Here is a 16,321-nt window from a genome sequence, read left to right on the forward strand (position 1 = left end):
TCATGAATAAAGTAACGGTTAAGATAGATGGTGTTGAATATACGGTTGCAGGCGAAAAAAACGAGGCTGAAATAGTAAAGGTAGCAAAATTTATAGATGGTGAATTGATTAAGATAAATAAAGCTGCACCTTCACTTAGTAAGATTAATGCAGCTATTTTAACTTCAGTTAATATAGCAGATCAGCTTTTTGATGCCAAAGAAAAGATCGAAGAACTAAATAATAAAATTGAAGAAATGAAAAATACAAGCACGAATAAGGATGAAAGTATAGAAAAAGAGTTTGATAAAGTATTAGCTAAATTAGCAGAGTCTGATGCTTCAAACAACAAGCTAAACCAAGAGATTCTTGATTTAAGAAAACAACTAATTGAAAAAGATCATATGTTGGCTGAAGAGTCCACAGATGGTCAAGGACTGGAAGAAAATAGCAGAAAGAAAATATCAAATCTAGAAAACAAAATTAAAGAAATGGAAAGTAAAGTTGCTGTAGCGGAGGCTATGGCTAGTGAATTTCAAAATAAGGCATATAATATTCAATTAAATTATGAAGCCTTAAAAAACTCTATTAATAAATAAGTATTAAATATAGATTTATAAAAGTTTTATCAAAAGACTACAAGCATATGCAGGTAGTCTTTTTTAGAAGTTGGAGGAAATATGAAAAAAAAGGTGGAATTGTTGGCTCCTGTGGGTAGTTTTGAATCATTGAAGGCTGCAGTACAAAATGGTGCAAATGCTGTATATTTAGGAGGTACAATTTTTAGTGCTAGAGCAAGTGCTGCAAATTTTGATAAAGAAAATCTTATAGAAGCGGTTAAGTACTCCCATATAAGAAATTGCAAAGTTTTTGTTACTGTTAACACTTTGATAAAAGAGAGTGAAAAAGAAGAATTTGTAGAGTATATAAAGTTTTTATATGAAGCGAATGTAGATGCACTTATTTTACAAGATATAGGTATGGCTAAGTCCATAAGAGAGAGATGGCCAAATTTTGAAATACATGCTAGTACGCAAATGGTTGCTCATTCACTAAAGGATGCTAAATTTTTAGAGGATATGGGGTTTTCTAGGGTAGTGCTAGCAAGAGAATTAAATATAGAAGAAATATCATATATAGTTAAAAATACAAATGTTGATATAGAAGTGTTTGTGCACGGTGCATTATGTGTAGGATATTCTGGACAATGCCTTATGAGTACTAGTATAGGTACTAGATCAGGTAACAGGGGAAGATGTGCACAACCATGTAGAAAAAAATATAAACTATATGATTCAGAAGAGAAAGAATATATTAATACCAAGGGTGAATATTTGCTCAGTCCAAGGGATTTAAACTCTATTGAAAATGTAGAGGAACTGATTAAATCTGGAATATACTCATTTAAAATAGAAGGTAGAATGAAAAAACCAGAATATGTAGCTACTGTAGTCAATAGATATAGAAAGGCAATGGATTCAAGTATAAATAATTCAAATTATCCTATTGTACAAAAAGATATAGATGACTTATTTTCTATATTTAACAGAAAATTTACTCAAGGTTATTTATTCAATAAATGTGGAGCTGATATAATGAATGCAGATAAGCCTAATAATAGAGGCTTATATATTGGTAAGGCTTTGATTTACGATAATAAAAGAAAAAGATTAAAGATTAAACTTGAAAAAGATCTGAATAAAGGTGATGGATTGAATATAGGCGGTGGTGATGTAGGAAGGATTATTGATGGTAAAAATATAAAGACAAGTGCTAGAGCTGGTCAAACTATAGAAATAGATTTTCCAAGATATATAAAATCTGGAACGGATATCTATAAGACTAATGATAGCGAGTTATTAAATGAAGCTAGAAAAACCTATCAGGAAGGTAAAGAGCTGATAAAAATACCTTTAGATGCAAAAATAGATGTAAACTTAAATAAAAAAGCAAAGCTTATATTTAGGGATAATGAAAATATTGGACAAGCAATTAGTAAATCTGTAGTAGAAAAAGCTATAAAGGTAGAGCTTAGTTCAGAAAAATTACTTAGTCAAATAAGTAAGTTAGGAAATACTCCTTTTGAAATTGATAATATCAATATTGAATTAGACAAGGGGGTTTCTATGCCAATTAGTCAAATAAATGAGATGAGAAGGGTAGCTATTGAAGAACTTTATAAAGAAAAAATAAAAATTAAAAGAAAGCATGTATATGATAAGTTCATTGAATACAAAAATGATTTAAATAGAGAACTTATAGATAATAAAAATATAGTAATTTGCAAGGAAGATAATAAAGAAAATATATTATCTGTATCCTGTTGGACAATCGACCAGTTAAAAGCAAGTCTTGATTTAGATCTAGATAATATATATTTTAGAGAACCTTCTTTATTAATACAGGCTTTGAATTTATTTAAAGTATACAAAGAGAAAAACAAAATTCACAGTAAATTTATAATATATTTACCAAGAATAGTTAGAAATGAAAATACATATGTATATAGTTTGTTGGATAACTTAAGATACGAGTATATGGATTTAATTGATGGATTTAGAGTTTCTAACTACGGGCAAATTAAATATTTTAAGGATAATTTTAGAGGAAAGAATTTATATATTAGCTCATGGCTTAATATTCTCAATAGTGAATCTATTGCCTTTTATAAGGAATTAGGAGCAAAAAATATTTGTATATCTCAAGAAGCTTCAGCTAATCAGATTTCTATGCTAAAAGATAAAGATAAGCTAGAGTACATTGTATACGGTAATACTGAAATGATGATAAGTGAATATTGTCCAATGGGAGTATTAACAAAGTTGTGTAAAAAGGATAAGAGAGATTCTAAATGTAATAAAAGTATTTATTCACTTGAATCTGAAGATGGTCAAAAATTTAGATTAAAACAAGATGAGAATTGTAGAACAACAATATACGCCCAAGAATGTGTAAATCTTATTGAGGATATAAAATATTTAAATAATATGGGAATATCTAATTATGAAATATCTCTTTCCTTTGAAAGCTATAATGAATCATATGATATATTAGCTTTGTATAAAAATTTTATAGATGATGAATTGAAAAATAGCAAAAAGGTAATAAATAATGATAAGTATAATAAATTAAATATTGATATTCAGCTAAAAAAACTTACGACTAAGTATAATAAAATCTATAATAGTGGACATTTATATAAGGAAATTGATTAAATTTTAAAGAAAAATTAATCAAACTATAAATCAATTAAGTATTCTAGTAGAGGAGGCATATTATGGAAAAGTATGTTGATAGAAAATACATATTAGAAATATTCAAGATTAGAAAAGACGATTGTAATAAATCTGACTGTGGAAAGGTTTTGGTTTATGCTGGTTCAAGAGGATATTATGGAGCAGCATATCTAACAACACGAGCTGCTACAAGAACTGGTTCTGGACTTGTAAGTCTAATATGTGATCATGATGTCCAAAAGGTAAATGCTATAAGGTTAATTGAGGAAATGACTTGTAGCATAGAGGAAAGTGTTAGAGTAAATAAATTATTAAGAAATGCTGATGCAGTTGCTTTTGGACCAGGAATGGGAAATACTCCAGCAACAAAGAACAAATTAGAAAACTTATTAAATAAATATAAGGGTCCCTTAGTAATAGATGCAGATGGAATAAATGTATTAGATAGAAATTTTATAGATATAAATAAAAGAACAATATTGACGCCTCATTTAGGCGAATTTTCTAGATTAATAGGTGTAGGTGTAGAAGAAATAAAATCCAATAGAGTTAAATACTCAAAAGAATTTGCAAAAAAAGCTTCATGTATAATAGTATTAAAAGGTAAAAATACTATTATAACTAATGGTGAAGATGTATATATCAATACAACAGGAAATCCAGGTATGGCTAATGGAGGAATGGGAGATACACTAACAGGTATGATTACTTCTCTTTGTGGACAAGGCTATGATATTTTTAAAGCTGCAATTTTTGGAGTATATTTACATGGATTGTGCGGTGATTATATTTACGAAGATAATTTTACAGTCAATGCTAATGATTTGAATAAAGTTATACCCAAAATCATGAAAATGATATATAATGATGTCAAGAAATAAAAATATAAAAGGAGGATATACTTTGTTCGGACTAAGCATGAGGATTATATGGATAATAATTGCTATTGCTTTTGGAATAATTGAAGCAGCTACATTAAGCCTTACAATGATTTGGTTTAGTATTGGAGCTGTAGCAGCAATAATAACTTCATACTTTACTGATAATATTTTAATTCAACTATTTGTTTTTGCTATTGTATCAGGTGTTTTTTTGTATTTTGCAACAAAAAAGCTCATCAAGATCGATAGAGATAAAAACAATACACATTGGGCAGGCATTGATACAAATGCTGATGCCTTTATTGGGAAAAAAGGTTATGTAGTTAAAACTATATCTCCAAAAGAGTTCGGTATTGTAAAAGTAAAGGGTGAAGAATGGACAGCAGTATCACTTGACCAAGAGCAAACAATTGAAAGTGATCAAGAAATTATAGTTAGAGGAATACAAGGTGTAAAACTTATTGTAGAGAAAGTATAGTTTAGGAGGAAAAATATGGGTTTAATTTTTTTAATTATCATAGTTGTACTATTAATAATACTAGCTTTTAGATGCATAAGAATTGTAAAGCAAGCTAGAGTTGGTATAATAACAAGATTGGGTAAATTTCATGCAGAAGCAAAAACAGGTATTCATTTTTTAGTACCATTTTTGGATAGAATGGCATATATGATAGATCTTAGAGAAATGGTTGTAGATTTTCCACCACAGCCAGTTATCACTAAAGATAATGTAACTATGCAAATAGATACGGTAGTTTACTATAAGGTTACTGACCCAAAAAGCTATGTATTTGAAATAGCTAATCCGATTTCTGCTATAGAAAATCTTACAGCGACTACGCTTAGAAATATTATAGGTGATTTGGATTTGGATGAAACTCTTACTTCAAGAGATATAATCAATGTCAAGATGAGAACTATATTAGATGAAGCAACGGATATTTGGGGCATCAAGGTAAACAGAGTAGAACTTAAGAATATTTTACCTCCAAAAGATATACAAAACGCAATGGAAAAACAGATGCGTGCAGAGAGAGAAAGAAGAGAAGCTATACTACAGGCAGAAGGTGGAAAGCAGTCTAAAATACTAATAGCAGAAGGTGAAAAACAGTCTGCAATCCTTAAGGCAGAAGCTAGAAAAGAAGCTATGATTAGAGAAGCAGAAGGTGAGAGACAGTTAAAGATACTTGAAGCAGAAGGTGAAGCAGAGGCTATTAGAAATACATATACAGCTAGGGCAGAAGGTGAAGCAGCAGTAATTCGTGAGACTAAAAAGGCAGAGGCAGATGGTATTAGAATGGTATTTAGTGCAATGAAAGAAGCTGATATTGATGACAATATATTAGCGCTTAAATCTATGGAAGCTCTTGAGAAATTAGGACAGAGTGAATCATCTAAGTTAGTATTACCATCAGATGCAGTAAATTTCTTAGGAACTTTTAAAGGTATAAAAGAAGTAATGTCAGATGATAAGAAAAAGAACGATACAAATATAGATATAGATATAAACGCTATAGACAAGAAATTACTTGAAAAACCTGAAGAAATCAAGTTAGAAAACACTGATAAACAATAAATATAAGTTATTTATGATAATTATAAATTATTTTATAAAATATCACATAAAGAGTTATAAAATACTAATAAGATTACATTAGTTCAAATACTATATTTTATTCAAAGTCCCCAGTTTTCTGGGGACTATATAATTTAGGAGGAAATATGGCTTTAGTAGATAGATTACAAAGTGAAAAGAGAGAAAAAGTATTTAAAGAGCTTTTGGGAAGAAAATACAGTTCTTTAAGTGATTTGGATTTTGTATATAATCCGATGGAAGAAATATTATTAATAACTATAAAAAGATTGGTGATGGAAGGTAAGATTAATCATGCTGAAGATACTTTATTTGAGAATATATCAAAAATAAAAAGCCCTAATTCTGTTTATATAGCTGGGGAATTTTATACTATGTTATTAGAGATGCCTGAAGATGAGTTAGAAAAGATGAATTTCACTAGAGAAGAGATATTTTCTGGAATTGAAGATGTAAAGGAAATATTAGGAGATATTGTAATATAAATTATTTGCTAAGAAAAAATAAAATTTATACTTGATTAGTTTATGAAAATAATGATATAATAAGTACTTAGTTTATTTCAAGAAAAAAACACATAGTTGGGCTATGTGCAATTTGTAATATTATTGAATTTGTGATGGAACTCTATTTTATTACATTATTGATAAGGTGTCAATAGTTTTCTTGGAAAATATTTATAATTTAGAGGAGAAATATATGAAAATTGGTTTTGACCACAATAAGTATTTAGAAGAACAGACTAAATACATACTAGAAAGAGTAAATAATTATGATAAGCTTTATATTGAGTTTGGTGGAAAACTTATAGGTGACTTACATGCAAAAAGAGTATTACCAGGTTTTGATGAAAACGCAAAAATTAAAGTATTAAGTCATATGAAAGATAAGGTAGAAATTATTATCTGTGTATATGCGGGCGATATTGAAAGAAATAAAGTCAGAGGTGATTTAGGAATCACTTATGATATGGAAGTTATGAGATTGATTGACGATCTAAGAGGTTATAATTTGGATGTGAATTCAGTGGTAATTACTAGATATGAAGGTCAGCCTGCAGCTACTATTTTAATTAATAAATTAGAACGTAGAGGAATAAAGGTTTATAGACATGGAAATACTAAAGGATACCCAACCGATGTGGATACTATAGTTAGTGAAGAAGGTTTTGGAGCTAATCCATATATTGAAACTACAAAGCCGATAGTTGTAGTGACTGCACCTGGTCCAAATAGCGGTAAATTAGGTACGTGCTTAAGTCAGTTATATCATGAAAATAAAAGAGGTAAGTCAGCAGGATATTCAAAATATGAAACTTTTCCAGTATGGAACTTGCCATTAAAGCATCCTGTAAATATTGCTTATGAGGCTGCAACAGTAGATTTAAATGATGTAAATATGATTGATTCATTCCATTTAGAAAAATATGGTGAAACGACAGTAAATTACAATAGAGATATAGAACTATTTCCTGTATTGAAAAAGATAATTGAAAAAATAACAGGCAAAGAAAGTGTATTTCAATCACCTACTGATATGGGAGTTAATCAGGTAGCTTTTGGAATTTTTGATGATGAGATTGTGAGTGAAGCTTCAAGACAAGAAATAATAAGAAGATACTTTAAAACGTTATGTGAATATAAAAAGGGTTCTTTAGATAAGGATGCTGTATCAAGAATGAAGATGATTATGGAATCGGTTGGTTTAAAGGGCGAAGATAGAAAAGTTGTAAACATAGCAAGAGAATATAATGAGAAGCATTGCTGTATAGATGATGGCCATGTATGCCAATCTGTAGCATTAGAATTAGATGAAGGCGATGTATTAGTAGGAAAGTTTTCGGATTTATTAAACGGACCTGCAGCTGTTATATTAAATTCAGTAAAACATTTAGCTGAAATATCAGATGAAATACATTTAATACCACAAATAGTATTAGAACCAATTATTAATTTAAAGAAAAATACTTTAAAGAGTAGAAATATATCACTAAACTCAGAAGAGGTTCTAATGGCTTTGAGCATTAGTGCAGTTACAAACCCAATTGCGAAGTATGCTATGGATAAGTTACCTCTATTGAAAGGGTCACAAGCCCATTCAACAGTAATTTTATCAAATGTAGATGAACAAATATTTAGAAAACTAGGAATTGATGTCACTTGTGATCCGGAATTTCAGTCAACAAATCTTTACGAAGGATAAAGATTAATTATATTCTGAAAAATATTTACATATATTGTAAAAATATTAAAATAATACTGTTTAATATTAGTTACTATATGATATAATAATAATTAAGGATATTATGCGACGAAAGGAAGTTATTATAATGGAAAACAATATGACAATGCAAGAGCTACTTGACATGCAAGAGCAGGAGCTAAGTAAGATAAATGTAGGAGAGGAAATTACAGGTAAGGTTGCACAAATTAACCATGATGAGCTTATTTTAAGTTTAGAAGTTGGTTTTGATGGTGTAATACCAGCTAATGAATTGAACCTATCTAAGGGTAAGTCTTTAGAAGATGTTTATGAAGTTGGACAGGAAATTACTGGTATTATAACTAATATTAGTTATAAGGATGCAACTATAAAAATCTCTAGATTAAAGTTAGAACAACAAGCGGATTTAAAAGAATTAATAGACGCTATGGAAGAACATAAGACAATAACAGTACATACAACTAAAGCTTTAGAGAGAGGTTTGTATGCTAGATATAAATCACATAACATGTTTATGCCTATATCTCAGATAGATACTAAGTTTGTAAAGGATACAAATGAATATGTAGGACTTGATTTAGAATGTTATGTTAAGGAAGTAAATCCAAGAAAAAATAGAATAATAGTATCTCATAGAGAAGTTGCTCAGGAAGTTCTTGATGTAGAAAGAAAAGAAAAGAAAGAAAAGATAAAAGCCGAAAGAGAAGCTGAAAGAGCTAGAATAAAGGCTGAAAGAGAAGAAGCTAAGAAAAAGAGAGAAGAGATATTTGAGTCACTTGTAGAAGGTGAAAAGAGAACTGGTAAGGTTACAAATATTATGCCTTATGGTGCATTTATCGACTTAGGTGGAATTGAAGGTCTTGCTCATATTAATAATCTTTCATGGACAAGAGTAGAGTCAGTAGAATCAGTAGTTTCAGTTGGTGATGAAGTAACTGTGTTCGTTGAAAGTGTTGATCCAGAAACTAAAAGAATTTCGCTAGCATTAAAAGATCCAGATCAGGACCCATGGAAATTAATCGCTGATGAAGTATCAGTTGGTTCTGTAGTAAAAGCAAAAGTTCTTAGAATAATTGATAAGGGTGCATTTGTAGAAGTTAAGTCTGGTATTGAAGCTTATTTACCAATAGGTGAATTAAGTGAAGGTAGAGTAAACAAGGTTGAAGATGTAATAAATGTTGGAGACGAAATAAAGGCTGTTGTAATTAAATTTAATCCAGCTAACAAGAGAATGATGCTTTCTATAAAGGAATTATCAAGAGAGCCAGAAGAAGACCTTAGTCAGTTTATGTCAACTGGAGAAGAAACTCTTGGAACAATTGGTGAAGCATTAAAAGATAAAATAGAATTATAAGACTATTTAATATAGGATATTGGAGGGGGGATTATATCCCCTCTTTTTATTTCAATAATATCATTAAACTAAAGGTGAATGGATGATGAAAGATATTAAATCGTATTTAAAAGAAAAAATTCCAGCTCATATAAGTGAAAATCTCACAAATAGAGAATACTATGAGCAACTTTTTGAAAAAGTCAAAGAAAATAAATACATAAATTATATACCTAAAAAAATATATTATAGTTTTAATTTATTAATAGAAAAAGTAGAATATTTACTGGGTCAAGAAAGACTTAGAATTGATTTTGCAATTATTACTGCTCTATTTTTAGTGTTTATATTCATGTTGATACTTAATTTATACACTCCTTTTGTAGCAAATGATTTTACAAATATGTATGTACTATCCACTAAAAAAATTGACAGTATAGAATCTTTTTTTGAAGTTCAAAAGATATTGTATAACAATATAAATGGTTCATTTTTAACAAATTTTATAGGTCAGATATTATTAAATATAGACAAGGATTTAAGTGGCTTTATTAATGGAATAGTATTTATGCTATTGGTATATAATATTTTTAATTTTTTGGCTAAAAATGTAGAAAAAGAGTTAATAGTAAGTGATGTAGGGCTTGAATATATAGAAAAAAAACAAGCGAGAGTGTTTTTTAATACATTTTCTATAATATATATTTTAAGTATATATTTTTATATTTGGTATTTTGTACCTTATTTTGGACATGTATTTCTTTGGTTGAGTGGTACAGCTCAATATTTGTGGATTTCTTTTTTATTTGTATTGTATTTAAATTATTTAAGAAAGCTTTCGTATTCAATGGATGGTAAGATATCAATTAGAAAAAAATTCTTGTATGTATTTTTTTCATTTTTTATGGGCTTGACCAATGGATATATTGTATTTATCATGTTGATATTGACATTTTATTATTTTGCACTTATGTATATTGATAAGAGAAAAGAAATCATATATATCATCTTTATGTTTTTCAATCAGTTGATTGGGTTTATAGTGTTGATTACAGCACCGTCAAATTCAAAGGGGATGGATAATATATACATAAGTACTATTAATAATTTAATTTCAAATGTCAGTAAATTAAATTTAGTAATAGATGAATACCTAAAGATACTATTGTTAGTTGGATTACTTTTGATTGTATTATCAAGATTTTTAAGTAAAAATAAATCCTGGGAAGCAGAAATATACTATATATCATCAATATTATGTGCATATAGCCTAGGTATTAACAAAGATATTAATATAAAAGCCATCTTATTTCCTATTATTATTTTATTATTATCTATGTCTATTTCAATATATAGAATTAAAGATAAAAAAGAGATTATAGCTTATGTTTTAGTAATAATTATGTTTTTGTCAACTGCATATTATAATCTAGATACATACACATTGGCTATAAAAGATTCTAAATCTTATTATCAAAAATATAATGCGAGAGAGATATTGATTAGAGATAGCAAAAATAGTGGAAATATTAATAATGTACAAATACCACCTATTTATACGGCTAATGAATATAATGCAGCCTATGAGATGAATGATTGTAGTGCAAATCCAAAATATTACTTAAATGTTGCACTATCAAAATACTATAGAGTAAACTCAATAGTTCTAAGATAAAATTCATATATATTAATATAAATGAGGTGATATTATGTCAAAGAAAAATATAAAAACAAACGCAATGAGATTATTGGAAAGTGAAAATATAGATTATAATTTTTATACATATAGTGTGGAGAAAGAACATGTGGATGGTGTAACAGCAGCTAAAGCAATCGGTAAAGATCCTAAAAGCGTATTTAAGACTTTAGTAACTCAGGCAAATAGTAAAGAATATTATGTATTCGTAATTCCTGTTGGAGAAAATCTTGACCTAAAAAAAGCTGCAAAAGTAAGTAAAGAAAAAAAGGTTGAGATGATTCATGTAAAAGATATAACTAAAGTTACAGGATATATTAGAGGAGGTTGTTCTCCATTAGCTATGAAGAAAGTTTATAAAACTTTTATAGACAAAAGTGCCAAAGATCAGGATAAGATAATTGTTAGCGCTGGAAAAATTGGATACCAAATAGAGCTATCAGCTGAAAAACTTATTAAAATTTTGGACGCATCTTTTGAAGAATTAACAATATAGATGGAGGTTTTATGAGAATAATTAATTCTTTAGAAATAGAAGAACAGGTGAAAAAAATGTGTATTGATGGATGTATTAATTTGGATGAAAGCGTAATTAATTCATTCAAGGAGAATAGAGATAAAGAAGAAAGTGAAGTTGCAAAAAACATTTTAGGTGTTTTAATAGATAATGCAAAAATAGCAAAAGAAAATCAAATCCCACTATGCCAAGATACTGGTATGGCTGTATTTTTTGTAAAAATGGGTCAGGACATTCATATAGAAGGAGATACAATCACTGATGCAATAAATAAGGGTGTATCAAGGGCATATGTGGATGGTTATCTAAGAAAATCAGTAGTAAGTCCTATACAAAGAATAAATACAAAAGATAATACACCAGCCATTATTCACTATGAAATGGTAAAAGGCAATAAACTAGAAATAGAATATGCAGCCAAAGGATTTGGGAGTGAAAATATGAGTCAGATGAAGATGTTAAAACCATCTGATGGAATAGAAGGGATAAAAGAATTTATTCTAAAAGTTGTAAAAGAAGCTGGACCTAATCCGTGTCCACCTATTATTGTAGGCGTAGGAATCGGAGGAACTGTGGACAAATGTGCACAAATATCAAAAAAATCCTTATTCAGAGAAATAGGGGAGCATAATGAAAATCAGTTTATAAAAGATTTGGAAATTGAAATGTTGGAGAAGGTCAATGAGATAGGGATAGGTCCACAGGGTCTAGGTGGCAAGACTACTGCATTAGCTGTAAATATTGAAACTTTTCCGACTCATATAGCAGGTCTACCTGTAGTAGTCAATATAAATTGTCATTCATCAAGGCATAAAAAAGTAATATTATAAGGGGATTATAATGATAAACTTAAGATTACCATTAAGCGAAGAAGAAGTAAGAAAATTAAAAGCAGGAGATATAGTAAGTATTAGCGGTACTCTTTATACAGCAAGAGATGCAGCACATAAAAAAATGTGTCAGGCTATTGTAGATAAAAAGGAATTACCATTTGATCTAGATGGGAAGGCTATATATTATGTTGGTCCATCACCTACAAAACCAAACTCAGTTATAGGATCGGCTGGACCGACTACAAGTTATAGAATGGATGATTTGACTATACCTCTTTTGAAAAGAGGATTGAGGATTATGATAGGAAAAGGTAAAAGGGGACAAAAGGTTATTGATGCAATGAAAGAGTATGGATCTGCCTATTTAGTTGCTATAGGCGGAGCAGGGGCTTATATTTCAAACTCAATTAAAAAATGTCAGATAATTGCATATGATGAATTGGGCGCTGAAGCTGTAAGAAAGCTAGAAGTGGAAAATATGATTTTGACAGTTTGTATAGATTCTAATGGCAATAATTTATATGATATTTCATGCAAATAAATAAATTTTAGACTCTAGGGATGGAAAATTTATCTAATATAAGATAAAATTATTAAATATAAAGTAATTTATGAAAGTGGTGATAATAATGAATTATGGAGAAAAATCCCTAAAAATGCATGAGCAAAATAAGGGGAAAGTAAGTATAAAAAGCAAGGTAGAGGTTACAAATAAAGAAGATTTATCTATTGCTTACACACCAGGTGTAGCTGAGCCTTGTCTACAAATAAATAAGAGAAAAGATGATGTATATAAATATACATGCAAGGGCAATATGGTTGCAGTAGTGAGTGATGGATCTGCAGTATTAGGATTAGGAAACATAGGTCCAGAGGCTGCACTACCAGTAATGGAAGGTAAGGCCATATTATTCAAAGAATTTGCAGGAGTTGACGCTTTTCCAATTTGCCTAGCAACTCAAGATGTAAATGAGATAATAAATTCTGTAAAAATGATTGAACCGGTATTTGGAGGTATAAATCTTGAAGATATATCAGCGCCAAGGTGCTTTGAAATAGAAGAAAAATTGAAAGAAGAATTAGATATACCAGTATTTCATGATGATCAACACGGAACAGCCATTATAGTTAGTGCAGGTATAATAAATGCTGCAAAGCTTGCAGAAAAGAAGCTAGAAGATCTCGAAATAGTAATAAATGGACCAGGTTCCGCTGGTATAGCAATATGTAAAATGCTTTTAAGTTTAAATGTAAAGAATATATTACTATGTGATAGAAAAGGTATATTAAATCTTAAAAGTGAAAATTTAAATAAAGTTCAAAAAGAAATGCTTAAATATACTAATAAGAATAATGAAAGTGGAACACTAGCAGATGCACTAAAGGGGAAGGATGTATTTATAGGTGTATCAAAACCTAAAATGTTGACGGGAGAAATGGTAAAGACAATGGCAGATAAATCTATTATTTTTGCTATGGCTAATCCAGACCCTGAAATTTTACCTGAAGAAGCTAGAGAAGCAGGAGCATTTATAGTAGGTACAGGAAGAAGTGATTTTCCTAACCAAGTAAACAATGTGTTGGCTTTTCCTGGTATATTTAAAGGTGCATTAGAGTGTGGTGCAAGACAGATTAACGAGGAGATGAAATTGGCAGCGGCGTATGCAATAGCAAATTTTGTAGATAATGCAAAGTTAAACCGAGAATATATTCTTCCTCTAGCTTTTGAAGAAGGTATTTCAAAAGCAGTAGCAGAAGCAGTCAAAAAAGCAGCAAAAGATACAAATGTATGTAGGTGGTAGAGGTGTAAATTGGTTAATTTTGGTAGAGCAAATAAATTAAAAGTTCTTAGAGAAAAAGAATATGGTCTATTTTTAGATGGACAAACAGGAAATACAAATGATGATATATTTTTGCATAAAAAAAATATTATTAGTAAGGATATTAAAATTGGAGATGAAATAGAGGTATTTGTATATAGAGATTCACAAAAAAGATTAGTTGCTAGTGAGAAAATGCCATTAGCGTGTGAAGATGAGGTCGCTATTTTAAGAGTGTGTGATAATACAGATATAGGGTGTTTTATTGATATTGGTCTGGAAAGAGATGTACTAGTACCATTTAGAGAAAAGAAATATCCAGTTTTTATAGACCAATATTATCCATTTTATGTATATATAGATAAAACGGGTAGACTGGCTGCTACTACAGATGTGGAGCCACATTTATCATTAGATAGTAATCTGCAACAAGGTGATATTTGTAGTGGATATGTAATAGGCTTCCAAACAAATGGAACAGCTCTTATTTGTATTGAGGGTGCTTACTTAGGTATAATTTTAAAAGAGGAATATTACACAAGGATAAAAGAAGGAGACAAGTTAGAAAATCTAAGGGTTATAAAAATATACGAAGATGGAAGAGTTGGGCTAACTACTAGATCTGAGAGAAGATATGAAATAGATAACCTAGAAAAGAGAATAATTTCTTATTTAGAAGGAAATGATGGTTTTATGAGGTTTAATGACAAATCAGATCCTGAAGAATTGAGGATAGTATTTAATACAAGTAAAAAAAATTTTAAAAGAACACTTGGCACTATGATGAAAAATAAATTAATTGTTCAAGATGAAGAAGGAACAAGATTAATATAATTATTAATCAAATAAATAAATTTAAGGATAAAATAATGGCGAATAAAGATAAAATTTATGAAATTTATAAAGAATATATATTTAGATATAGAGAGAAGAGAGCACTAGATAAGGAGTTTTCTAACACTAGGATTGCTTCTATTGACTTTATAAGAGGTATATTGGTGATATTTTCATTAATTATAATAAACCAAGGACTTGAAAATAATATTTCAAATACTTTTAAAATTTCACAATGGAATGGAATTACTTTTGCTGATTTAATAGTTCCTATGTTGCTGATTACAATGGGGATGTCAGTTCCATTTTTTATTAAAAAATATTTGAGAATATATGATTCCTTTTCTATTATTATGGAGAAAATATTCATTAAATTCCTATTTTTATTTATAATAGGTATTTTTATTAATCTAATATATTATTTTAATCAAGGTATTAGAATAACAGGACCTCTACAATTAATAGCCATCAACTATGTAATAATTACATTTATTTATTTGGGACTTGTAAGGTTAAAAATTAAAAATAATAATTTAGGCTTACTCATGGTATTTATGGCATTAATATGGTCTATGATATTTACAATAATAGCTTATATAAATGGTTTTAATATTAGCAATAACACATTTGTAACAGTTGACAGAAGATTATTGTCAATGTTTATGACAACGAGCGGAATAAATCCAGAAGGTATATTAGCTTCTTTTTCTTCTCTTTCCTTATCTATGTTAGGTGTATCTATTGGTTGTATATTCAACAAAAAACATGTAAGTGACAAAAAATATATAAAATATATTAGAAATTCAAGTATAAAAAGAAATGGATTTAATAGAAGTAGCCTATGGCACGATATTAAAAGTTGGTTAAATCCAAGATCAATAAAGGCAATTTTAAGTAACTATTATAGGATAAATGATCAGGTAAAAAAACTTGTTGATTTGCTTATATTAACAATTTTATTTTTGTTATTTTCAAACATTATTTCTATATGGATTCCTGTAAATAGAAATGTATTTTCTATAAGTTTCATTACAAGAATAGGTTCATATATGTATTTTATTATGATGGTATTATATGCTTTATTTGATATAGCAAAATATAGAAGAATAGGTAGATTAATTAGAAGAATAGGAATGAACTCTATTCTTGTGACTGTATTATCTATAATATTATACAAGTTGATTAATTTAATCCATATAAAATCTATTTATACGGATACATGGCTACCTCTTAATAATTGGATATGTACGGATTTTATAGTGCCTATATCAGGTTTATATAATGCATCATTTTTATATTCGATAATTGCGACTTTAGTTTGTGTAGGCATCTCATGGATCCTTATTTATAAGGACATAAAAATAAATCTATAGGG

At 28.9% G+C, this 16,321-nt stretch carries 15 protein-coding genes; all 15 read left to right on the forward strand.

The genetic code is table 11. The features are described from left to right. Positions 1 to 2: 2 nt before the first annotated feature. The 15 genes from O0R46_RS03410 (at position 3) to O0R46_RS03480 (ending at position 16,319) form a co-directional block, all read left to right on the forward strand. Positions 3 to 578, forward strand: a complete 576-nt coding sequence (locus O0R46_RS03410) for a cell division protein ZapA (protein ID WP_269312175.1) — start codon at positions 3 to 5, stop codon at positions 576 to 578. Positions 579 to 659: 81 nt separating this feature from the next. After that, complete coding sequence (locus O0R46_RS03415) at positions 660 to 3,194, forward strand: U32 family peptidase (RefSeq protein ID WP_269312176.1); 2,535 nt, start codon at positions 660 to 662, stop codon at positions 3,192 to 3,194. A gap of 62 nt (positions 3,195 to 3,256) precedes the next feature. Beyond that, positions 3,257 to 4,096: an NAD(P)H-hydrate dehydratase gene (locus O0R46_RS03420; protein WP_269312177.1), complete on the forward strand. Its 840-nt coding sequence runs from the start codon at positions 3,257 to 3,259 to the stop codon at positions 4,094 to 4,096. 22 nt (positions 4,097 to 4,118) lie between these two features. Continuing rightward, positions 4,119 to 4,574: an NfeD family protein gene (locus O0R46_RS03425; protein ID WP_269312178.1), complete on the forward strand. Its 456-nt coding sequence runs from the start codon at positions 4,119 to 4,121 to the stop codon at positions 4,572 to 4,574. Positions 4,575 to 4,589: 15 nt separating this feature from the next. Next, positions 4,590 to 5,672, forward strand: coding sequence for an SPFH domain-containing protein (locus O0R46_RS03430; protein WP_269312179.1), 1,083 nt, complete (start codon positions 4,590 to 4,592; stop codon positions 5,670 to 5,672). 146 nt (positions 5,673 to 5,818) lie between these two features. Continuing rightward, entirely contained in the window at positions 5,819 to 6,175 is a 357-nt protein-coding gene (locus tag O0R46_RS03435; RefSeq protein WP_269312180.1) for a DUF6483 family protein, read from the forward strand. 214 nt (positions 6,176 to 6,389) lie between these two features. Beyond that, positions 6,390 to 7,892: a DUF1846 domain-containing protein gene (locus O0R46_RS03440; protein WP_269312181.1), complete on the forward strand. Its 1,503-nt coding sequence runs from the start codon at positions 6,390 to 6,392 to the stop codon at positions 7,890 to 7,892. 127 nt (positions 7,893 to 8,019) lie between these two features. Next, positions 8,020 to 9,267: a 30S ribosomal protein S1 gene (locus O0R46_RS03445; RefSeq protein ID WP_269312182.1), complete on the forward strand. Its 1,248-nt coding sequence runs from the start codon at positions 8,020 to 8,022 to the stop codon at positions 9,265 to 9,267. 85 nt (positions 9,268 to 9,352) lie between these two features. Continuing rightward, positions 9,353 to 10,921 (forward strand): DUF6056 family protein, encoded by a 1,569-nt coding sequence (locus O0R46_RS03450; protein ID WP_269312184.1) that lies wholly within the window; start codon positions 9,353 to 9,355, stop codon positions 10,919 to 10,921. A gap of 34 nt (positions 10,922 to 10,955) precedes the next feature. Next, on the forward strand, positions 10,956 to 11,438 hold the full coding sequence (gene ybaK, locus O0R46_RS03455) for a Cys-tRNA(Pro) deacylase (RefSeq protein WP_269312185.1): 483 nt from the start codon (positions 10,956 to 10,958) through the stop codon (positions 11,436 to 11,438). Between the two features lie 11 nt (positions 11,439 to 11,449). Beyond that, on the forward strand, positions 11,450 to 12,289 hold the full coding sequence (locus O0R46_RS03460) for a fumarate hydratase (RefSeq protein WP_269312187.1): 840 nt from the start codon (positions 11,450 to 11,452) through the stop codon (positions 12,287 to 12,289). Between the two features lie 10 nt (positions 12,290 to 12,299). After that, positions 12,300 to 12,833, forward strand: coding sequence for a Fe-S-containing hydro-lyase (locus O0R46_RS03465; protein ID WP_269312188.1), 534 nt, complete (start codon positions 12,300 to 12,302; stop codon positions 12,831 to 12,833). An 88-nt stretch (positions 12,834 to 12,921) separates the two neighbouring features. Next, entirely contained in the window at positions 12,922 to 14,094 is a 1,173-nt protein-coding gene (locus tag O0R46_RS03470) for an NAD(P)-dependent malic enzyme (protein WP_269312529.1), read from the forward strand. Positions 14,095 to 14,103: 9 nt separating this feature from the next. Next, positions 14,104 to 14,946 carry a CvfB family protein gene (locus tag O0R46_RS03475; RefSeq protein ID WP_269312189.1) on the forward strand — a complete coding sequence of 281 codons (843 nt, stop codon included), beginning with the start codon at positions 14,104 to 14,106 and terminating at the stop codon, positions 14,944 to 14,946. 35 nt (positions 14,947 to 14,981) lie between these two features. Further along, positions 14,982 to 16,319 (forward strand): hypothetical protein, encoded by a 1,338-nt coding sequence (locus tag O0R46_RS03480; protein ID WP_269312190.1) that lies wholly within the window; start codon positions 14,982 to 14,984, stop codon positions 16,317 to 16,319. The last annotated feature ends 2 nt before the right edge of the window (positions 16,320 to 16,321 follow it).

The sequence above is a fragment of the Peptostreptococcus equinus genome (assembly GCF_027125355.1).
GTDB classification, from domain to species: domain Bacteria; phylum Bacillota; class Clostridia; order Peptostreptococcales; family Peptostreptococcaceae; genus Peptostreptococcus; species Peptostreptococcus equinus.